This is a genomic window from Actinomycetospora flava (assembly GCF_037400335.1).
Taxonomy (GTDB): domain Bacteria; phylum Actinomycetota; class Actinomycetes; order Mycobacteriales; family Pseudonocardiaceae; genus Actinomycetospora; species Actinomycetospora flava.
Genome location: NZ_JBBEGM010000009.1, coordinates 198,796 through 214,544 on the forward strand (window position 1 = coordinate 198,796; position 15,749 = coordinate 214,544).

Annotated in this window: 19 protein-coding genes; 13 read left to right on the forward strand and 6 right to left on the reverse strand. The window is 74.2% G+C overall.

Translation table 11 applies throughout. From position 1 onward, the window contains the following. Positions 1-13 precede the first annotated feature (13 nt). The 4 genes from WCD58_RS21410 to WCD58_RS21425 all read left to right on the forward strand — a co-directional run bounded on the left by WCD58_RS21410 (position 14) and on the right by WCD58_RS21425 (position 3,700). Complete coding sequence (locus tag WCD58_RS21410; RefSeq protein ID WP_337705090.1) at positions 14-211, forward strand: hypothetical protein; 198 nt, start codon at positions 14-16, stop codon at positions 209-211. 64 nt (positions 212-275) lie between these two features. Then, a complete protein-coding gene (locus tag WCD58_RS21415; RefSeq protein ID WP_337705091.1) occupies positions 276-470 on the forward strand; it encodes a hypothetical protein in 195 nt (64 codons plus the stop codon). Between the two features lie 273 nt (positions 471-743). Further along, positions 744-2,849, forward strand: coding sequence for a DUF222 domain-containing protein (locus WCD58_RS21420; RefSeq protein WP_337705092.1), 2,106 nt, complete (start codon positions 744-746; stop codon positions 2,847-2,849). Between the two features lie 107 nt (positions 2,850-2,956). Next, entirely contained in the window at positions 2,957-3,700 is a 744-nt protein-coding gene (locus WCD58_RS21425; protein ID WP_337705093.1) for an ANTAR domain-containing protein, read from the forward strand. A 13-nt stretch (positions 3,701-3,713) separates the two neighbouring features. On the opposite strand, the gene WCD58_RS21430 is transcribed toward WCD58_RS21425, so the two are convergent. Genes WCD58_RS21430 through WCD58_RS21440 form a run of 3 tightly spaced genes read right to left on the reverse strand, consistent with a single transcriptional unit; the run spans position 3,714 to position 5,896 of the window. Beyond that, positions 3,714-4,439 (reverse strand): 3-keto-5-aminohexanoate cleavage protein, encoded by a 726-nt coding sequence (locus WCD58_RS21430; protein WP_337705094.1) that lies wholly within the window; start codon positions 4,437-4,439, stop codon positions 3,714-3,716. Positions 4,440-4,454: 15 nt separating this feature from the next. Next, positions 4,455-5,303 carry a mycofactocin-coupled SDR family oxidoreductase gene (locus WCD58_RS21435; protein WP_337705095.1) on the reverse strand — a complete coding sequence of 283 codons (849 nt, stop codon included), beginning with the start codon at positions 5,301-5,303 and terminating at the stop codon, positions 4,455-4,457. Then, positions 5,300-5,896, reverse strand: coding sequence for a hypothetical protein (locus tag WCD58_RS21440; RefSeq protein WP_337705096.1), 597 nt, complete (start codon positions 5,894-5,896; stop codon positions 5,300-5,302). Before WCD58_RS21440 ends, WCD58_RS21435 begins: the two co-directional genes overlap by 4 nt. 166 nt (positions 5,897-6,062) lie before the next feature. Between WCD58_RS21440 and WCD58_RS21445 the strand changes: the two genes are divergently transcribed. After that, positions 6,063-6,959 (forward strand): LysR family transcriptional regulator, encoded by an 897-nt coding sequence (locus WCD58_RS21445; protein ID WP_337705097.1) that lies wholly within the window; start codon positions 6,063-6,065, stop codon positions 6,957-6,959. On the opposite strand, the gene WCD58_RS21450 is transcribed toward WCD58_RS21445, so the two are convergent. Continuing rightward, a complete protein-coding gene (locus WCD58_RS21450; protein ID WP_337705098.1) occupies positions 6,946-7,539 on the reverse strand; it encodes a dihydrofolate reductase family protein in 594 nt (197 codons plus the stop codon). The two genes, WCD58_RS21445 and WCD58_RS21450, sit on opposite strands and share 14 nt — an antisense overlap. Positions 7,540-7,714: 175 nt before the next feature. On the opposite strand from WCD58_RS21450, the gene WCD58_RS21455 reads away from it, so the two are divergent. The 8 genes from WCD58_RS21455 (at position 7,715) to chrA (ending at position 14,396) form a co-directional block, all read left to right on the forward strand. Further along, positions 7,715-8,374: a head GIN domain-containing protein gene (locus WCD58_RS21455; RefSeq protein ID WP_337705099.1), complete on the forward strand. Its 660-nt coding sequence runs from the start codon at positions 7,715-7,717 to the stop codon at positions 8,372-8,374. A 142-nt stretch (positions 8,375-8,516) separates the two neighbouring features. Continuing rightward, complete coding sequence (locus WCD58_RS21460; protein ID WP_337705100.1) at positions 8,517-9,365, forward strand: CPBP family glutamic-type intramembrane protease; 849 nt, start codon at positions 8,517-8,519, stop codon at positions 9,363-9,365. A gap of 60 nt (positions 9,366-9,425) precedes the next feature. Beyond that, the gene (locus WCD58_RS21465; protein ID WP_337705101.1) at positions 9,426-10,406 is read left to right on the forward strand and encodes an alpha/beta fold hydrolase; all 981 of its coding nucleotides are present in this window, start codon (positions 9,426-9,428) and stop codon (positions 10,404-10,406) included. Between the two features lie 187 nt (positions 10,407-10,593). Continuing rightward, positions 10,594-11,727: a heparin lyase I family protein gene (locus tag WCD58_RS21470; RefSeq protein ID WP_337705102.1), complete on the forward strand. Its 1,134-nt coding sequence runs from the start codon at positions 10,594-10,596 to the stop codon at positions 11,725-11,727. Between the two features lie 114 nt (positions 11,728-11,841). Further along, positions 11,842-12,021, forward strand: coding sequence for a hypothetical protein (locus WCD58_RS21475; RefSeq protein WP_337705104.1), 180 nt, complete (start codon positions 11,842-11,844; stop codon positions 12,019-12,021). Continuing rightward, positions 12,008-12,496, forward strand: a complete 489-nt coding sequence (locus WCD58_RS21480) for a Chromate resistance protein ChrB (RefSeq protein WP_337705105.1) — start codon at positions 12,008-12,010, stop codon at positions 12,494-12,496. Before WCD58_RS21475 ends, WCD58_RS21480 begins: the two co-directional genes overlap by 14 nt. After that, complete coding sequence (locus WCD58_RS21485; protein WP_337705106.1) at positions 12,493-12,924, forward strand: chromate resistance protein ChrB domain-containing protein; 432 nt, start codon at positions 12,493-12,495, stop codon at positions 12,922-12,924. The genes WCD58_RS21480 and WCD58_RS21485 overlap by 4 nt, the downstream gene beginning before the upstream one ends. A 62-nt stretch (positions 12,925-12,986) precedes the next feature. Continuing rightward, complete coding sequence (gene chrA, locus WCD58_RS21490) at positions 12,987-14,396, forward strand: chromate efflux transporter (RefSeq protein WP_337705107.1); 1,410 nt, start codon at positions 12,987-12,989, stop codon at positions 14,394-14,396. Here chrA and WCD58_RS21495 read toward each other — a convergent pair. After that, positions 14,368-14,580 (reverse strand): MerR family transcriptional regulator, encoded by a 213-nt coding sequence (locus WCD58_RS21495; protein WP_337705108.1) that lies wholly within the window; start codon positions 14,578-14,580, stop codon positions 14,368-14,370. The genes chrA and WCD58_RS21495 overlap by 29 nt on opposite strands. A 35-nt stretch (positions 14,581-14,615) precedes the next feature. Beyond that, on the reverse strand, positions 14,616-15,749 hold the full coding sequence (locus WCD58_RS21500; protein ID WP_337705109.1) for an MFS transporter: 1,134 nt from the start codon (positions 15,747-15,749) through the stop codon (positions 14,616-14,618).

Below are 15,749 nucleotides of genomic sequence, written 5' to 3' on the forward strand. Positions count from 1 at the left end.
AGGGGAGACGCCGATGCCTCGTGTCCCGAACCTCCACGGAGCGGCCGTCGCCCTGTCCCGCGCGCAGGCGGTGACCGCCGCGGCGCAGGCGGCCCGTGACCGCAGCACGGAGGGGCGGCTGCGACGGTGGCGCCAGCGGCGCCGGGAGCAGCGACCCCTGGAGGTCTCCTCCGAGACCGAGGCGATGCTGCGGGACCGTCTCTTCACGTAGCTCGTCACGGAGCTCTTCACGGAGCGGGGTGCCGTCGACACCGTCCGACGCGGATACTGGGCGCGTGGAGCCCGACCACGGCGAGCCGGCCGACCGCTTCGCCACGCTCCAGCGCGCGCAGGCGGTGCTGGCGCGCGCCGAGGCGACCCGCGAGCGGGCCCTCGAGCAGCAGCTGCAGGCGATGCTCATCCGCCGACGCGGCGAGTACCCGCGGCTCGAGGAAGCGACGCTGGCGAAACTCCGCTCCCTGCTGGGCTGAGACTTCGCTCGCGGGGTGTGTCAGCGTGGCGGCCACGCCGGCGTTGGACGTCAGGATCGCCACCAGCTCGATGTGCGACACGCCGGGACTCGGCGGGCTGCTCGAGGTTCGCCGGTTGTGCCAGCGATGCGGCATCGCTGGCGTGGGACGCCAGGATCGCCTCATCCTCGCTGCGCGACACGCCGCAGCTCCCGCGAAGGCCCGATGAGGTGCCTGTGACCTGCAGTTCTTGATCCACCGAGGTTGTCGGGGGTCGGGGCTAGCGTTCTGGTCGTGAGCATCGAAGACGTCGAGACGGGCACGTCGGTGCCGCTCGACGCCCTCGACGCGGTGGAGTTGTCCGGCCTGGTCGGGGCCGAGGTCGTGGACCACGCCAGGGCGTGTTTCCGGGCCCGCAACCGCGCCACCGCCCGGTTGCTGACCGCGCTTCACGAGACCGGCCGCGCGGTCGACGGGCACAAGGGCCGCCGGGCGCTGCTCGACGAGTTCTCCGCCGACGAGTCCGCCGCCGCCCTGGGCTGGTCGCGGGCGATGGCCACCCGCTGGCTCGACCTGGCCGACGACCTGCTGCGCCGGCTGCCCGAGGTCCACGCCGCCATGCGCAGCGGCGAGCTCGACGACACCAAAGCCCGGGTCATCAGCGACTGGACCCGCGACCTGAGCGACGACCACGCCCACCAGGTGTGCGAGCTGGTGCTGCCCGAAGCACCCGAGCTGCCGGTCGGGGCGCTGATCGAACGCCTCCAGCAGCTCGCCGGGGCACTCGACCCCGAGTGGGCCGCGCGGCGGGAGAACAACGCCGAGAAACGCGCCCGCGTGCTCGCCTCGCGTAACCCGTCGGGCACCGCGAACGTTTGCGGCTACGACCTGCCCCTCGAACGCGCCGCGGTCGGCATGGCACGGATGGAGGCGATCGCGGCGGCACTGCGCCGCCGCGGCATCCCCACCAAGATCGAGACGCTGCGCGCGCACGTCTACATGGCCCTGTTCGACGGCACCGCCGCCGGCCTCGACGAGGACACCCTCATCGACCTCCTCGCCGCCAACCTCCGCCCCGACGATCCTGACGATGACGGACCGGACGACCAGGGACCCGACGACCAGGGACCCGACGACCAGGGACCCGACGACCAGGGACAAGACCACGGCCCGGGCGATGGCCCCGGCGATGGGCCCGGCGATGGGCCCGGCGATGGGCCCGAGGACGCCGACACGCCAGACGACTCCCGCGACGGGCCGGATGACGATCAGGGCGACGGTCACAGCGACGGTCACAGCGACGGTCACAGCGACGAGCCCGTCGGGGATCCTGAGTCCGACCACGACCTCGAATCCGACCCCGACCCCGACCCCGAGCCCGAGCCCGAGCCCGAGCCGGACATCGCGCCCGACGGGGAGCCGGCGCGGGGGTCGCCGGTGCGCGACGGGACCGTGGAGATCCGCCTGCGGCTCACCACCGCCCTCGGACTCGACGACCTCCCCGCCCACATTCCCGGCTGGGGCACCACCACCGCCCCCACCGCCCGCTCCCTGCTCGAGCGCTACCACCACGGCCAGTGGCACATCGCGCTCACCGACCCCGACGGACGCCTCGAACACCTCTTACTCGCCCGCCGCCGACCCACACCCGGCAGCGATCGACCACCCGGCCCCCGCCGCCACCCGCGGCGGGGGCGACACGGACCAGCCATCGTCGAACTCCAGGTTCCGACGACGCTGCTCGCCGCCCTCGACCCCGACGACCACCCCACCTGGGCCGGACTGCTCCACGAACTACAACACCGCCTCACCCACACCACCGACCCGGACAACGGCGCACCACCCGGCGCCCCCGGCGCACCCGGCGCACCCGACGACCACGTCGCGCCCGCCGACGCCCGCCACCGCCGACCCAGCGCCGAGGTCGACCGCTGGGTCCGCACCCGCGACCGCCACTGCGTCGCCCCCTGCTGCCGGCGCACCGCCCACCGCAGCGACCTCGACCACACCCTCGACCACGCCCACGGCGGACCCACCCTCAGCCGACAACTCGGCGCCTGGTGCCGCCACCACCACCGCGCCAAACACGACGCCGGCTGGCAAGTCACCCAACCCCAACCCGGCCGCTTCCTGATCACCACCCGCGCCGGCGCCCGCTACCAGACCCAGCCCCGCCGCATCACCGAACCACTCCCCGCGCCCTCCCCCGCCGCCACACCCCGCCCCCTGCCGCCCCACGAACACCCCCGCGACGGAGACGACACCCGCTCCTTCAGCGACCTCCTCCGCCGAGCCCGCGACGACGCCCGGGCCCGCCGCACACCGACCACAGCCACGACCACAGCCACCACCACCGGGAACACCGCCCCCGAGCCCGACCTCGACCCACCGCCCTTCTGAGCCCGCTGCGGGTCACGCCCTCGCCACCCGGCCACCGCCGGAGATCGACGACAAACCGGCCAGGGTTCGGCTGGGCTACCGACCGGTAGGGGTTCTACAGTCGACGCGTGGTCGAGGACGACGGCGACCGGCTCGAGTCCGGGATACGCGACACCGCCCGGGCGCTGATCGACACGATCGACCTGCGCGCCGACCACGCGGACGTGCTGCGAGCCCTCGCCGACGCCGCGGTCCGCGTCGTCCCCCACGCCGACGCCGGGGGCATCTCGCGGATCGCCGAGCCCACCGTCGAGCCGGCTCGGGCCACCGCCGCCGTCGGGGTCCTCGACCGGATCCAGGCCGACCTCGAAGAGGGTCCCTGCCTGGATGCCGCGAAAACGCCGGCCGGCGCCGGGGCGATCCTCGTGGGCGACCTCGCGAACGACGAGGCCCGCTGGCCCGAGTTCGCCCGCCGCGCCGTCGCCCTGGGCTATCGCTCGATGCTGTCCGTGCAGCTGTACGTCAAGCCCGGACGGCAACGCTCGTCGCTCAACCTGTACTCCCGGCGACCCGACGCGTTCGACGACGCCGACATCCGTGCGGCCGGCCAGTTCGCTCTCCAGGCCGCCGCGCTGCTGCGCGGTGCGGACGAGATCGGCGGACTCGTCCGGGCGCTCGAGAGCCGCGACGTGATCGGGCAGGCCAAGGGCATCCTGCGCGAGCGGTCGGGCCTCACCGACGGCCAGGCCTTCCAGCGGCTGGTCACCGCGTCACAGGAGACCAACATGAAGCTCGTGGACGTCGCGCAGTGGCTCTGCGACGAGAGCGGCACCACCGCGGCGTCCCCCGTCGACCACGCCGTCGCGGACTGAGGGAGCCGGCCGACTACGCGCGACGGGATGCCGCGACGATCTCCGCGGCCGCGGCGACCAGGTCGGCGTTCGACGTCGCGGCCGAGCCGTCGGGCAGGGTGTCGAGGTCCTCGAGACCGACCCGGACGCCGTGCCCCCGCAACGCCGCCCGCCGGATCACGTCCCACGAGGCCGCGCCGACGCCGTGGTGGAGCTGCTCGAGCGTGACGCCCGCCGCGACCACGACGTCCTCGATCTCCGCCGCGAGGTCGAGCGCCGCCTGCGGGTCGCCGACCAGGGGTTCGACGACCACCCGCGCGAACGACGAGATGCGCGGCGACCGCACGAACCGCCGCGCGTCGTCCACCGAGAGCAGGCACGCCTCGACCGCCACCCCGCGGGCCGCCAGGGTCTCGCCGAGCTCGTCGATGCCGTCCTCGCCCTGGTTGGCGGCGACGAGGTCGGGGAGCTCGGTCCAGGCGCTGACCAGCCGGAACCGCCGGTCGACGTCCGGTTCGATCTCGGCGAAGGTCGTGACGTTGAGCGGCGTGCCGGGGCACGCGGCGCGGACGGCCCGCAGGACCCGTCCGACGTGCTCGCCGTCCAGCGACTCCCGCCCGTCGTCGTCGAAGGCGTGCAGGTGGAAGAGGTTCGCGCCCGCCGCGACGCACGCCGCGGCGTCGGCCGCGATCTCGTCGGGGGTGCGAGGGACGGCCGGGTGGACGCTGTCGCCGTTGAGGGCGGCCTGGAGAGCGGTCACCGGCGTCGTTCTACCTCACCCCACGGCATGCGGAATCTTGAACGGCGCCGTGATGCCGCCGTCGACCGGCAGCGCCACGCCGGTGACGTAGCGGGCCTCGTCGGACGCCAGCCACGCGACCGCGTTGCTGATGTCGACCGGATCGGCCCAGGAGATCGGCAGGGCGTGCATGCCCTTCATCGCGGCCGCCGCCATCTCCCGGTCCGCGTCGGGCACGCCGGCGAACAGGCTCTGGATCGCCGGGTTCTGGATCATCGGGGTGTCGACGTTCGTGGGGTGCACGGAGTTCACCCGGATGCGGTGCGGCGCCAGCTCGACGGCGAACACCTTCATGAGCCCGACCAGGCCGTGCTTGGCCGCGCAGTAGTGGGCCAGGTTCGGGAAGGCCATCAGCCCGGCCACCGAGCTCGTGAGGACGATCGACCCGCCGCGGCCGCCCTCGACGACGGCGGGTGCGGCCGCGCGGAGCGTCTTCCACACCCCGCTGAGGTTGATGTCGATCATCTCCTGCCAGCTGGCCTCGTCCATCTCCAGCGCGGGCGCGAAGCCGGCGATGCCGGCGTTGGCGACCACGATGTCGAGCCTCCCGAACGCGGCGACCGCGTCGGCGACCGCGCCCTGCAGCGCCGCCAGGTCACGGACGTCGGCGGTCACCGCGAGGGCCCGTCGATCGAGGTCCTCGACCAGCTTCACGGTCTGCTCCAGGTCCGCGGGCTCGGCCATCGGGTAGGGCGCCGAGTCGACCGGCGCACAGAGATCGACGAGGACGACGTCGGCACCCTCCTCGGCCAGCCGGACGGCGTGCGAGCGGCCCTGCCCGCGCGCTCCCCCGGTGATCAGCGCGACCTTCCCCTGCAGCTTCACGGCAGCACCCGGTCGATCTCCGGGGCGAGCAGCTCGGCCGCGCGCTCGGCGGTGATCACGTCGGCGGGGTCGGGGCGGGTGATCTCGCGGGACGCGCCGTCCTCGTAGACGTGCTCGCCGATGAGCCGCTGGCGCTCGTCGTACGGCCAGACGAAGGCCAGGGTGCGACGCAGCAGGTACATCTCGCCGGGGTCGCCGGCGCGGATGTCGGAGAAGGCGCTGTCGCCGAGCATCGGCGCCGGGACGAACGCGTTGAACACGACCTCGCCGGAGAAGCCGTGGTCGTTCACCGCGATGTCCTGGTCGGCCACCCACATGACGATCGCGTTGGCGGCCATCAGCGACTCGTAGAAGGCGACGACCTGCTCCATGCCGTCGATGACGATCGACTGGCCGCCCTCGTGGAGGCGGTACTGGGGGTGCTCGACGGTCATGTCGGGGGCGAGCAGCTCCTGGTAGCGCCCGGCGACCTCCAGCAGCCCGTGGCGGCGGTAGTTCTTCAGGATCGCGCGGTGGCGGGGGTTGTCGATGTTCTCGAGCTGCTTCTCCAGCCCGGCGAACATCGTCACGAACTCGTGCTCGTAGCGACTCACGGTGGTGGCTCCTCGGTCGGTGGGGGGCACCGACGAGCGTCACGGGCGGCGCGGGCCCGGTCCATGACACATGTCGACAGGGCCGTGAACCATCCGGTTATCGCCGCAGGTAGAGGACGTGCAGAGCGCGTGATGTGCGACACTGACGGCGATCGGAGGAGTCGGCGTGGACCTCAACCTGCACCTCGTGCGCTACCTCGTCACGGTCCTGGACGAGGGGCACTTCGGCCGGGCCGCCGCGCGGCTCTACGTCAGCGGGCCGGCGCTGAGCAAGCAGGTCCGCACCCTCGAGCGCAAGCTCGGCGTCGACCTCGTGGACCGCAGCGCGCACCCCCTCGCCCCGACCGAGGCGGGCCGCCGCTTCCTCCCCGAGGCCCGGGCCGCGCTGGCCGCCGCGGACCGCGCCGTCGCGGAGATCGAGACGCACCGGCGCGCCCTCGCCGGGGTCCTGCGGCTGGGCTTCATGACGGCCGCGACCGGCACCCACACGCGGCGCGTCCTCGAGGCGATGCAGCGCGAGGTGCCCGACGCGTCGGTCCAGCTCGTGCAGCTGCCGTGGCCCAAGCAGGCCGAGGCGGTGCGCGCCGGCACCGTCGACGCCTCGCTCGTCCGGCCCCCGGTCGCCGACGCCGAGGGTCTGCGGCTCGAGCTCGTCCGACACGAACCCCGCGTGGTCGCGCTGTCCGCGGGGCACCGGCTGGCCGCGCACGCCGCCGTCACGCTGGCCGACCTCGACGACGACGCCCACGTCACCGACGACGAGACCGACGAGCAGTGGGTGCGGTGGTGGGCGTGCGACCCGCGGCCCAGCGGCCGGCCGGTGCGCTACGGGCCCACGGTGCACACGCTCGACGAGCTCCTCGAGGTCGTCGCCTCCGGCGAGGCCATCGCCATCACCGGCGGCTCGGTCGCCGACAGCCACCGCCACCCCGAGGTCGTCTTCGTCCCCGTCTCCGACGCCGACCCCTGCCCGATCTCGCTGTGCTCGCGCAGCGACGACCCGTCGCCGCTCGTCGCCGCCCTCCGCCGGGCCGTCCGAGAGGCCCGGCTCAGCCTCGGCTGACGTGCAGCGTCGGCCGGTAGACGAGCTCCTGGATGTCGCGGTCGAGCGTCCGGTGCTCGAGCAGCTCGAGGTCGAAGTCGTCCGCGCCGCCGAGTACCGGTCCCTCGCCGGTCCTCCCGGTGATCACGGGGAAGAGCGTGACCTGGATGCGGTCGACCAGGCCGGCCGTCATGAGCGCCCAGTTCAGCGAGAGGCTGCCGTGCGAGCGCAGCGGCACGTCGGACTCCTCCTTGAGCCGGCGCACGATGTCGATCGCGTCCCCCTGCGCGACGGTCGCGTCGGGCCACTCGAGAGGCCCCTGCAGCGTCGACGACACCACCGTCATGGGCATGCTGCGCATCCGGTCCACCCACGGGTCGCGCACGTCGGACTCGTCGGTGCTCTCGGCCAGCATGTCCACGAACTGCCGGAACGTCGTGGCCCCGAAGACCATCCGGTGCGGGGTGTCGAACGAGCGCAGGCGGTGCTCGAGGAGCTCGGGGCCCTGCTTGCCCCAGTAGCCGCCCCAGTCGCCGTCGCCCCCGTAGGAGCCGTAGCCGTCGAGGCTGGAGAAGACGTCGAAGGTGTACGTGGCGGTCATCGGGTCCTCCGTCGGACGGTGGACCGGCCCGTCGCCGGTCCCTCATCTCGACGACGAACGGGCCGTACCCCCTTTCGACATCGGCGGCTGTCGGGTCCCTGACGCGCTGCTGGCGTCGCACCGCGGCGACCCGATACACCTCGCCGGACTCGCCGCGTCCACGTCTGGGGGAACCATGCGCGCCACCGTCGCCGCACTCGCCACCGCCGTCCTGCTCGCACTGGTGGCCACGGGGTGCTCCGGCGCGTCCGGTGGCACCGAAGGCTCCGGGAACGTCCAGGCCCAGGACCGGCCCGTCGCCCCCTTCACCTCGGTCGACTTCTCCGCCGCGGGCACCGTCACGATCGAGCAGACCGGCACCGACTCGCTGCGCGTCGAGGCCGACGACAACATCCAGCCCCTGCTCGTCACCGAGGTCGAGGGCACCACGCTGAAGCTGGGCACACGCCCGGACGCGAACCTCGGGCGCTCCACCGTGAACTACCGGATCACGGTCCGCGAGCTGCGCGGCATCGTGCTCTCCGGCGCCGGCACGGTGACCGCCACCGGTGTCGACAGCCCCGACCTCGCGCTCGCCAACAGCGGCGCCGGCACCCTCACTGTCTCCGGGCGCGCGGCGCAGCTCAACGTCGACCTCATCGGTCTCGGAGCGGTCGACGCCCGCGGGCTCACGGCGCAGGCCGCCGACGTCTCGGTCGGCGGTGCCGGCACGGCGACCGTGAACGCCACCGCCACCCTCGACGCCCGGATCACCGGTGTCGGCGGCATCGTCTACCTCGGCAACCCGGCCGTCGTCCAGAACGTGTCCGGTCTCGGCAGCGTCAGCCGCGGGTGACTGCGCTGCGTGTCGGATTTCCGCCATCCGCTGGGCCAGCGGAGTGATGCGGCGTTGACGCTCCGATCACCACGAGCTGACGATCGCCTCGAGCGAGGGGGTCGCCATGAGCGAGGACGTCGACAGGTCCGCACCGGGAATCGTGGACGTACGAGGGAACGCGCGCCGGGGTCTGACGCTGTTCCTGTCGTTGGTCGTCGCCTTCTCGATCGCCGTCAACGCCTGGGCGTTCACGCACCCCGCCGACGCCGCGGTGTCGATCGCCGTCCTGATGTGCACGCCCGCGCTCGCCTCGGTCATCACCCGGGTGGTCCGGCGCGAGGGCTTCGCCGACGTCTCCTTCCGCTTCGGCCCCGCCCGCACGACCCTGCCGTGGTTCGCCGCCGCGGCCGTCCTCCCGATCGTCGTGGGCTCCGTCGCCTACGGGACCGCGTGGGCGACAGGACTCGCCGACTTCACCGGCACGGTCGGCGGCGTCGCGGTCGGCGTCGCGTCGATGTTCGTGGTGGCCGTGTGGGGGACGTGCGTCTTCGCCGCCGGCGAGGAGATCGGCTGGCGCGGCTACATGCTCACGCGCCTCATCGACGCCGGGGTGCCGCGTCCGGTGCTCGCCAGCGGTCTGATCTGGGGGGCGTGGCATCTGCCGATGGTCGCCGGAGGCTTCTACGCGGCCGGCACGAACCGGCTGCTCTCGAGCGTGCTGCTCCTGATCTCGGCGACGTCGTTCGCGTTCTTCCTCGCCCGCATGCGACTGGAGAGCGGGAGCATCTGGCCGGTGATCTTCGCCCACAGTGCGTGGAACGTGATCATCCAGAACCCGTTCGACGGCGCCTCGGGCGGCGAGGGCGCGACGCTCTGGGTCGGCGAGGCGGGCATCCTCACCTGCGTCGTCCTCGTCGTCATCGGCGTCGTCGTGTCGCGCGGACGATGGGCCGACCGTCGGTGGCCGCCACGCGCGTCGGACGGCGATCCGGCGCTGTCGCGGGCGTGACAGCCGATCCGTGCCCGCCTCCCTAGATTCCGTCAAGTGATCGCCGGACGCGGAGGACCCATGAGCGCCTCTCGACGGATCCCGCGCGCGGGACTGCGCCGGGCCGCGATCGTCGCGACCCTGGCGATCGCCCTGACGGCCTGCGCCGGCGCGACCGGGGCGACACCGCCGCCGCCGAGCGGGGCGTCGGGCGACTTCGCGCAGGGCGTCGACGTCGGCAGCCGCAGCGTCTACCTCGAGTGCCACGGCGCGAACGCCCCCGGTCGCCACACCGTCGTCCTGATCTCGGGGTACCACGACTCCAGCGACGCCTGGGGCATCGACGAGATCATCCAACCGCCGGCGGTCGGGCCCGCCGTCCCCGTCGCCCTCGCCCGCGACCACCGGGTCTGCACCTACGACCGTCCCGGCACCCTGCGGATCGCCCTCGAGGGCGCCCCGATCACCGACCGCAGCACCCCGGTGCCGCAGCCGCGCACCGCCGCGGACGTCGTCGCCGAGCTGCAGGCCCTCCTCGCGGCGGCCGGGGTGCCCGGGCCGTACGTCCTCACCGGGCACTCCATGGGCGGGCTGTTCGCCCGGCTGTACGCGCAGACCCACCCGGAGCAGGTCGCGGGCGTGGTGTTCGTGGACGCCTTCTCCCCGACGGTGCCGACGGTGTTCGGCGGCACGAGGTGGCCGATCTACCGCGACTCGTACCTCAACGCGGTCCCGCCGGGCACGCCGCTCGCGGCGCCGGAGTCGGAGCGGATCGACGTGGACGCCAGCGTGGCGCAGGTGACGAGCGGGCCTGCCTTCCCGCCCGTCCCGATCGCTGTGCTCACCAAGACCGAGCCCTTCCAGACCACGCTCCCGCCGCCGCCCGGACTGACCGTCGAGGAGCTCAACGCGCTCTACGAGGACGCGCAGGCCGACTACGTCGCGCTGCGGCCGGGCACGCCGCAGACGATCGCGAACGGCGACGCCCACTACATCCAGTGGCAGAGCCCCGACCTCGTGGTCGGCGCGACGGAGCTCGTCGACGGGCGCGCGGCACGCTGAGAACCCGTGCACTGCCCGGGCGACCAGCGACCTCGCAGACGTCGCAGGCGATACCTCCACCGGCCCCAAGTCGGCCCGTCAGGCGTTTCGGTCCCGGTCACGCGGCAACGCTTCAGGGGTCGGGAACGAGGGGGCTGCCGGTTCATCCATGGGACGTCATCGCGACACAGGCGCCGGACGACGCCCGATGCCGCCGTCCGCCGGGCGGGACGTGCGGTCGCACCGCCGGCCGCCGGGACCGGCCCGGGCGCGCGCCGTCTCGCTGGTCGCCGTCGGAGCGCTCGCCGGCGGGGTGGCGATCGCGAGCACGTCGGCGCCGTGGCCGCGCGAGGCGACGGACCGGCAGCCGCAGGGGCCCGACAGGGCGTCCGGCGCGTCGGGGACCGATCATCGCGTGGCGCCCGTCCCGCCGGTGCCCGCCCAGGAGCCCGTGGCCGCCGAGACCGACCCGGACCCCGCCCCGCCCGTGCCCGCACCGCAGGTGTGGCGGGCCGACGGCCCGGGCGCGTTCCACCGCACTCCGTGGACCACGGTCGGGACCGCCGTCCCGCAGGTGGACGGCGACGAGGTGTCGTTCCGGCTGACCGGGCGCGGTCAGCGCAGCGAGCTCGAGCCCGCCATCCCCGTCGTCCACGAGGGGGACCAGCACGACCTCACCTTCGCGGTCCGCCTCGACGGCGAGCACACCGGCGACCACGTCATCGCGCGGTGGGAGAACGACAGTCCCGGACAGGCACCGCTGGCCCTGCGTGTGCGGAACGGTGAGCTGGTCCTGCGCGGCGGCGAGGGCCACCCGTCGGGCCCCCGGACGTTCACCCGCGCCCTGGGCCACGCGCCCCTCGGCGAGTGGACCCGGCTCCGTGTCCTGGTCCGCTTCTCGGCCGACCCGGAGAAGGGCGGCGTCAGCGTCTGGCGGGACGGGCGACCGGTCGTCGACGACGAGCGCCCGCGCGGCGGCACGCTCTACCCGGGTCAGCAGAGCTACCTCAAGGTCGGCCTGCACCGAGACCGCACCGTGGCGTCACCGAGCACGGCGCGCTTCGGAGCCTTGCGGGTCGACCACGGACGCGCCGACCGGGAGCGCGACGACTCCCGCACCGACGTGCGCCGGTCGACGGACGACCGTGCCGGGTCCTCCGGAGACAGGTCGGCGCGGGACGGGTCGGAACGCCGCCGGGACGAGGCGTCCGAGAGGTCGGGGCGGCAGCGGGCCGACCGTGGCGGGACCGGGACCGACGAGCGGCGCTCGACCGACGCCTCGGAGGACACCGGTTCCGATCGGGACGCCCCGTCGACGGGGAGCGACACCGAGGACCGGTGAGGTCGGGACGCGAGCAAGCGCTGGTCGTGCGTCCGGCTGGTGCAACCGCGGTTTCTGTGCAACCGTGGTTGCATGATTCACGTCCAGTGTCGGCGATCGGGCTCGTCGCCCGGCGTGAGCGCCTGCGACGGACCCGCGGTCGCGGCGCTGGTGGTGGGCCTCGTGCTGCTCGTCGCGCCGGCGCCGTTGCAGGTTTCCGCGCTGCTCGCCCTGGTGGGCGCCCTCGCCGCGTGGACGGTCAGCGACCGGCTGGCCCGTCGGCTGACCGAGGAGGACGTCCGTGGCCGGCCGTGACACGGCGGGCCCCTGGGTGCTGCTGACCCATCGGATGCCGCGGGAGCCCTCGACCGCCCGGGTGGCGGTGTGGCGCAAGCTCAAGCGCCTCGGGGTCGTCCAGATCGCCGACGGCGTGGTCGCCCTGCCCGCGGACGCCCGGACCCGGGAACACCTGGAGTGGCTGGCCGACGAGATCGTCGAGAACGGCGGAAGCGCGACCGTCTGGGACGCCACTCCGGGCAGCCGCGAGGCCGAGCGCGACCTCGCCGAGGCCATGAGCCGGGCACGGGCCGCCGAGTACGCCGCGATCACCGAGCAGGCACGGGTCGCGGTCAGCGAGGACCCCGGAGCGCGGCAGGCCGCCGTGCGCCGGCTGCGGGGCGAGCTGCGCAGGATCGGCCGCCGCGACTACTTCCCCCCGCCCGAGCGCACCGAGGCCCGTCGCGCGGTCGACGAGCTCACGGCGTCGCTGCCCGAGGAGGTGCACCGATGAGGTGGGCGACCCGCGCGCACATGCACATCGACCGCGTGGCCTGCGCCTGGCTGATCCGCCGCACCGTCGACCCCGACGCCGAGTTCGTGTTCGTCACCGACCCCGCCGACGTGCCCGCCGACGCGACCGCGTTCGACATGCGCGGCGTGGAGCTGTCCCACCACGAGGGCGACTGCAGCTTCGAGACCATCCTGCGCCGCTACGAGATCACCGACCCCGTGCTGTGGCGCATCGCCGAGATCGTCCACGAGGCCGACCTCGACGACGAACGCTTCGACTCCCCCGAAGCGCCCGGCGTCGACGTCGTCGTGCGCGCCCTGGGCATGGTCTGCGACGACCCGACCCTGCTGCAGCACACCGGCCCGCTGTTCGACGGGCTCTACGAGTACTACCGCCGCGCCACCCTGCTCGGTCGTGAACCCGCCTGAACCCCGCCGTCCCGCTCAGCCCACCCGACGTGGGTCGCCGCCGCCCGCCCGAGGAGCCGCCCGTGCCGTCCGACCCGCTCCCGCCCGCCGACGACACCGCCGATACCGGCGCGGCCCGAGCGGAAGGGCAGGACCTGGTGCCGTTCGCCACCGCGCTGCGGGCGTGGTTCGCGATCTCCTGGCAGACCTTCGGCGGTCCGGCCGGCCAGATCGCGGTCATGCAGCGCGAGCTGGTCGACCGGCGCCGCTGGATCGGGCAGCGACGGTTCCTGCACGCCCTGAACTACTGCATGCTGCTGCCCGGCCCCGAGGCCCAGCAGCTCGCCATCTACATCGGCTGGCTGCTCAACGGCGTCCGCGGCGGACTGGCCGCCGGCATCCTGTTCGTCCTGCCCGGCGTGGTCACCCTGCTCGCCCTCTCCGGCATCTACGTGGCCGCCGGTGACACCACCGTCGTGACCGCCGTGTTCGCCGGCCTCGCCCCCGCCGTGGTCGCCGTGGTCGTCCAGGCCGTGTGGCGCGTCGGACGCCGGGCACTCACCCGGCCCGCCCTCGTCGGGATCGCCGTGGCCGCGTTCCTCGCGCTGACCGTGTTCGGCGTGCCCTTCCCCGCGGTGATCGCCGTCGCCGCCGTCGCCGGCTGGACACTGCACCGCGTCCGACCGCGGGCCGACACCGGCCCCGATCGCGAGTCCGACGACGAGCCGGCCCCGGTGGTCGCCGACGACGCCCTGCACTCGAGCCGGCCGTCCCTGCGCCGCGCGGCGCTGATCCTCGGCATCGGCGTGGCGCTGTGGGCGGTGCCGATGCTCGCCGTGGTCGCCCTGACCGGCGCGGGGAGCGTCCTGACCACCCAGGGTCTGTTCTTCTCCGGCACCGCGCTGATCACCTTCGGCGGCGCCTACGCCGTGCTCGCCTTCGTCGCCCAGCAGGCCGTCCAGACCTACGGCTGGCTCACCGCCGGCGACATGGTCCGCGGCCTCGCCCTCGCCGAGTCGACCCCCGGCCCGCTGATCATGGTCGTGCAGTTCGTCGCGTTCCTCGGCGCGTTCCACCAGCCCGGCACACTCAACCCCTGGGTCGCCGGCGTGCTCGGGGCGCTCCTGACGACCTGGGTGACGTTCGTGCCCTGCTTCCTGTTCATCTTCCTCGGCGCCCCGCACATCGAGCAGCTCCGCCACAACCGCGCCCTCTCCGCGGCCCTGACCGGCATCACCGCCGCCGTCGTCGGCGTCATCGCCAACCTGGCGCTCTACTTCGCCGGGCACACCTTCTTCGACCAGTACCGGCCGGTGCAGCTCGGGCCGCTGACCCTGGACGTTCCGCAGCTCGCGAGCGTGCAGCCCCTCTCGGTGGCGATCGCGGTCGTCGCCGCCGCACTCATCTTCTGGCGCGGCTGGCCGGTCCTGCGCACCCTCGGCGTCTGCGCCCTCCTCGGGCTCGTCACCGCCCTGGCGCCGGCCCTGGCCTGAAGGCGTCGGGCTCCCCGAACAGCTCGTGGACCAGGACCAGGGCCTCCGCGGGAGCGCGGACCTCCAGGGCGTACCCCGACGCCGACCGGCGGGCCGGCAGCAGCCCCTCGGTGTCGTCGTACCGCACGGTGCTCGCCGGCACCCCGGCCCGGTCCGCGAGCTCGGAGACCCTCCACCCGTCCACGGCGGCGACGCCAGACCCGGGAGTCGGCTCGAAGGTCAAGCGCGAGCACGGGTCAGCACGGTGAAGGCGCCCACGGCCAGCCAGGCCGCGGTGCCGACAGCGAGGAAGGCGACGTAGACGCCGGTGAAGCCGAGCATCGGGGCGAGCGCGGCGGCGGCCACCGGCGCGAGCAGGCCGGCGAGTCCCCACCCGGTGAACACGAGCCCGAAGGTGGCGCCGAACCGCTCGGGCGGGGTCACATCGGCGGTCGCCGCCGGCGTGAGCGTGGACAGGGCCCCGTACTGGGTCCCGAGAACGAGCAGGGCGACCAGCGCGACCGGACCGTCGGCCCCGAGCGCGAGGGGAAGGCACACCAGGACCAGGAGCGCGGCGTTCGCGTGGAGCGCGACCGGGCGCCCGATCCGGTCGGAGAGCAGGCCGGCGATCAGGCGTCCGGCGAAGTTGCCGACGTTGAGGAGGGTGACGGCGAGCGCGACGCTCGCGGCCGTCCCCGCGAGCTGCCCGGCCTGCGCGAACGCGGCCAGCGCCGGCGCGCTCCCCAGCCCGAACGCCAGCCACAGCGCGACGACGGGTGTCCGCCGAGCTCGGCCGGACCTCGCGGCAGCCGCCCGCCGCTCCGGGGCAGCGCCGGGGACGAGGACCGCGGCGACGACCAACAGGACGCCGAGGACGGCGGCGAGCAGGGCGAACGTCGCCGGACGTCCCACGCCGTCGAGAAGGGTCGAGGCGACGGGCGCGAGCGCGGCGGTGCCGATGGCGTAGGCGCTGACCACGAGACCCAGCGCCAGACCTCGGCCGGTCGCGACGGTGCCGGCGACGCGGACCGCGGTCACGTAGCCGACCCCGCTCGTGGCCCCGACGAGGACACCGAACGCGAGCACCATCGTCGCCACCGAGCCCGCCGCCGCGCTGCCGAGCAGGCCGGCCGCCATGCCCACCGCGGCGACCACGGCCAGGCGGCGCGGCGCCACGCGGTCCGCGACCCGCCCGCCGAGGACCACCGCCGCCATGAACGCGACCAGGCCGACGGAGAAGACGCCGGCCAGGGCGGTGTCGCCCGCGCCGAGCTCGCTCCCCAGGGCGTCGGTGAAGACGTCCCACGCGAACAGCGGGCTGACCGCGAGGTCGAGCAGGACCGCACCGGTGAGCGCACGTCTCTTGCCGGCCAC

Bases quoted from the DNA above. Each gene is read 5' to 3' on its own strand.
- WCD58_RS21485 (WP_337705106.1), top strand. From the start codon at position 12,493: ATGAGGTGGGCGACCCGCGCGCACATGCACATCGACCGCGTGGCCTGC.
- WCD58_RS21470 (WP_337705102.1), top strand. From the start codon at position 10,594: ATGCCGCCGTCCGCCGGGCGGGACGTGCGGTCGCACCGCCGGCCGCCG.
- WCD58_RS21450 (WP_337705098.1), bottom strand. From the start codon at position 7,539: ATGACCGCCACGTACACCTTCGACGTCTTCTCCAGCCTCGACGGCTAC.
- WCD58_RS21410 (WP_337705090.1), top strand. From the start codon at position 14: ATGCCTCGTGTCCCGAACCTCCACGGAGCGGCCGTCGCCCTGTCCCGC.
- WCD58_RS21465 (WP_337705101.1), top strand. From the start codon at position 9,426: ATGAGCGCCTCTCGACGGATCCCGCGCGCGGGACTGCGCCGGGCCGCG.
- WCD58_RS21455 (WP_337705099.1), top strand. From the start codon at position 7,715: ATGCGCGCCACCGTCGCCGCACTCGCCACCGCCGTCCTGCTCGCACTG.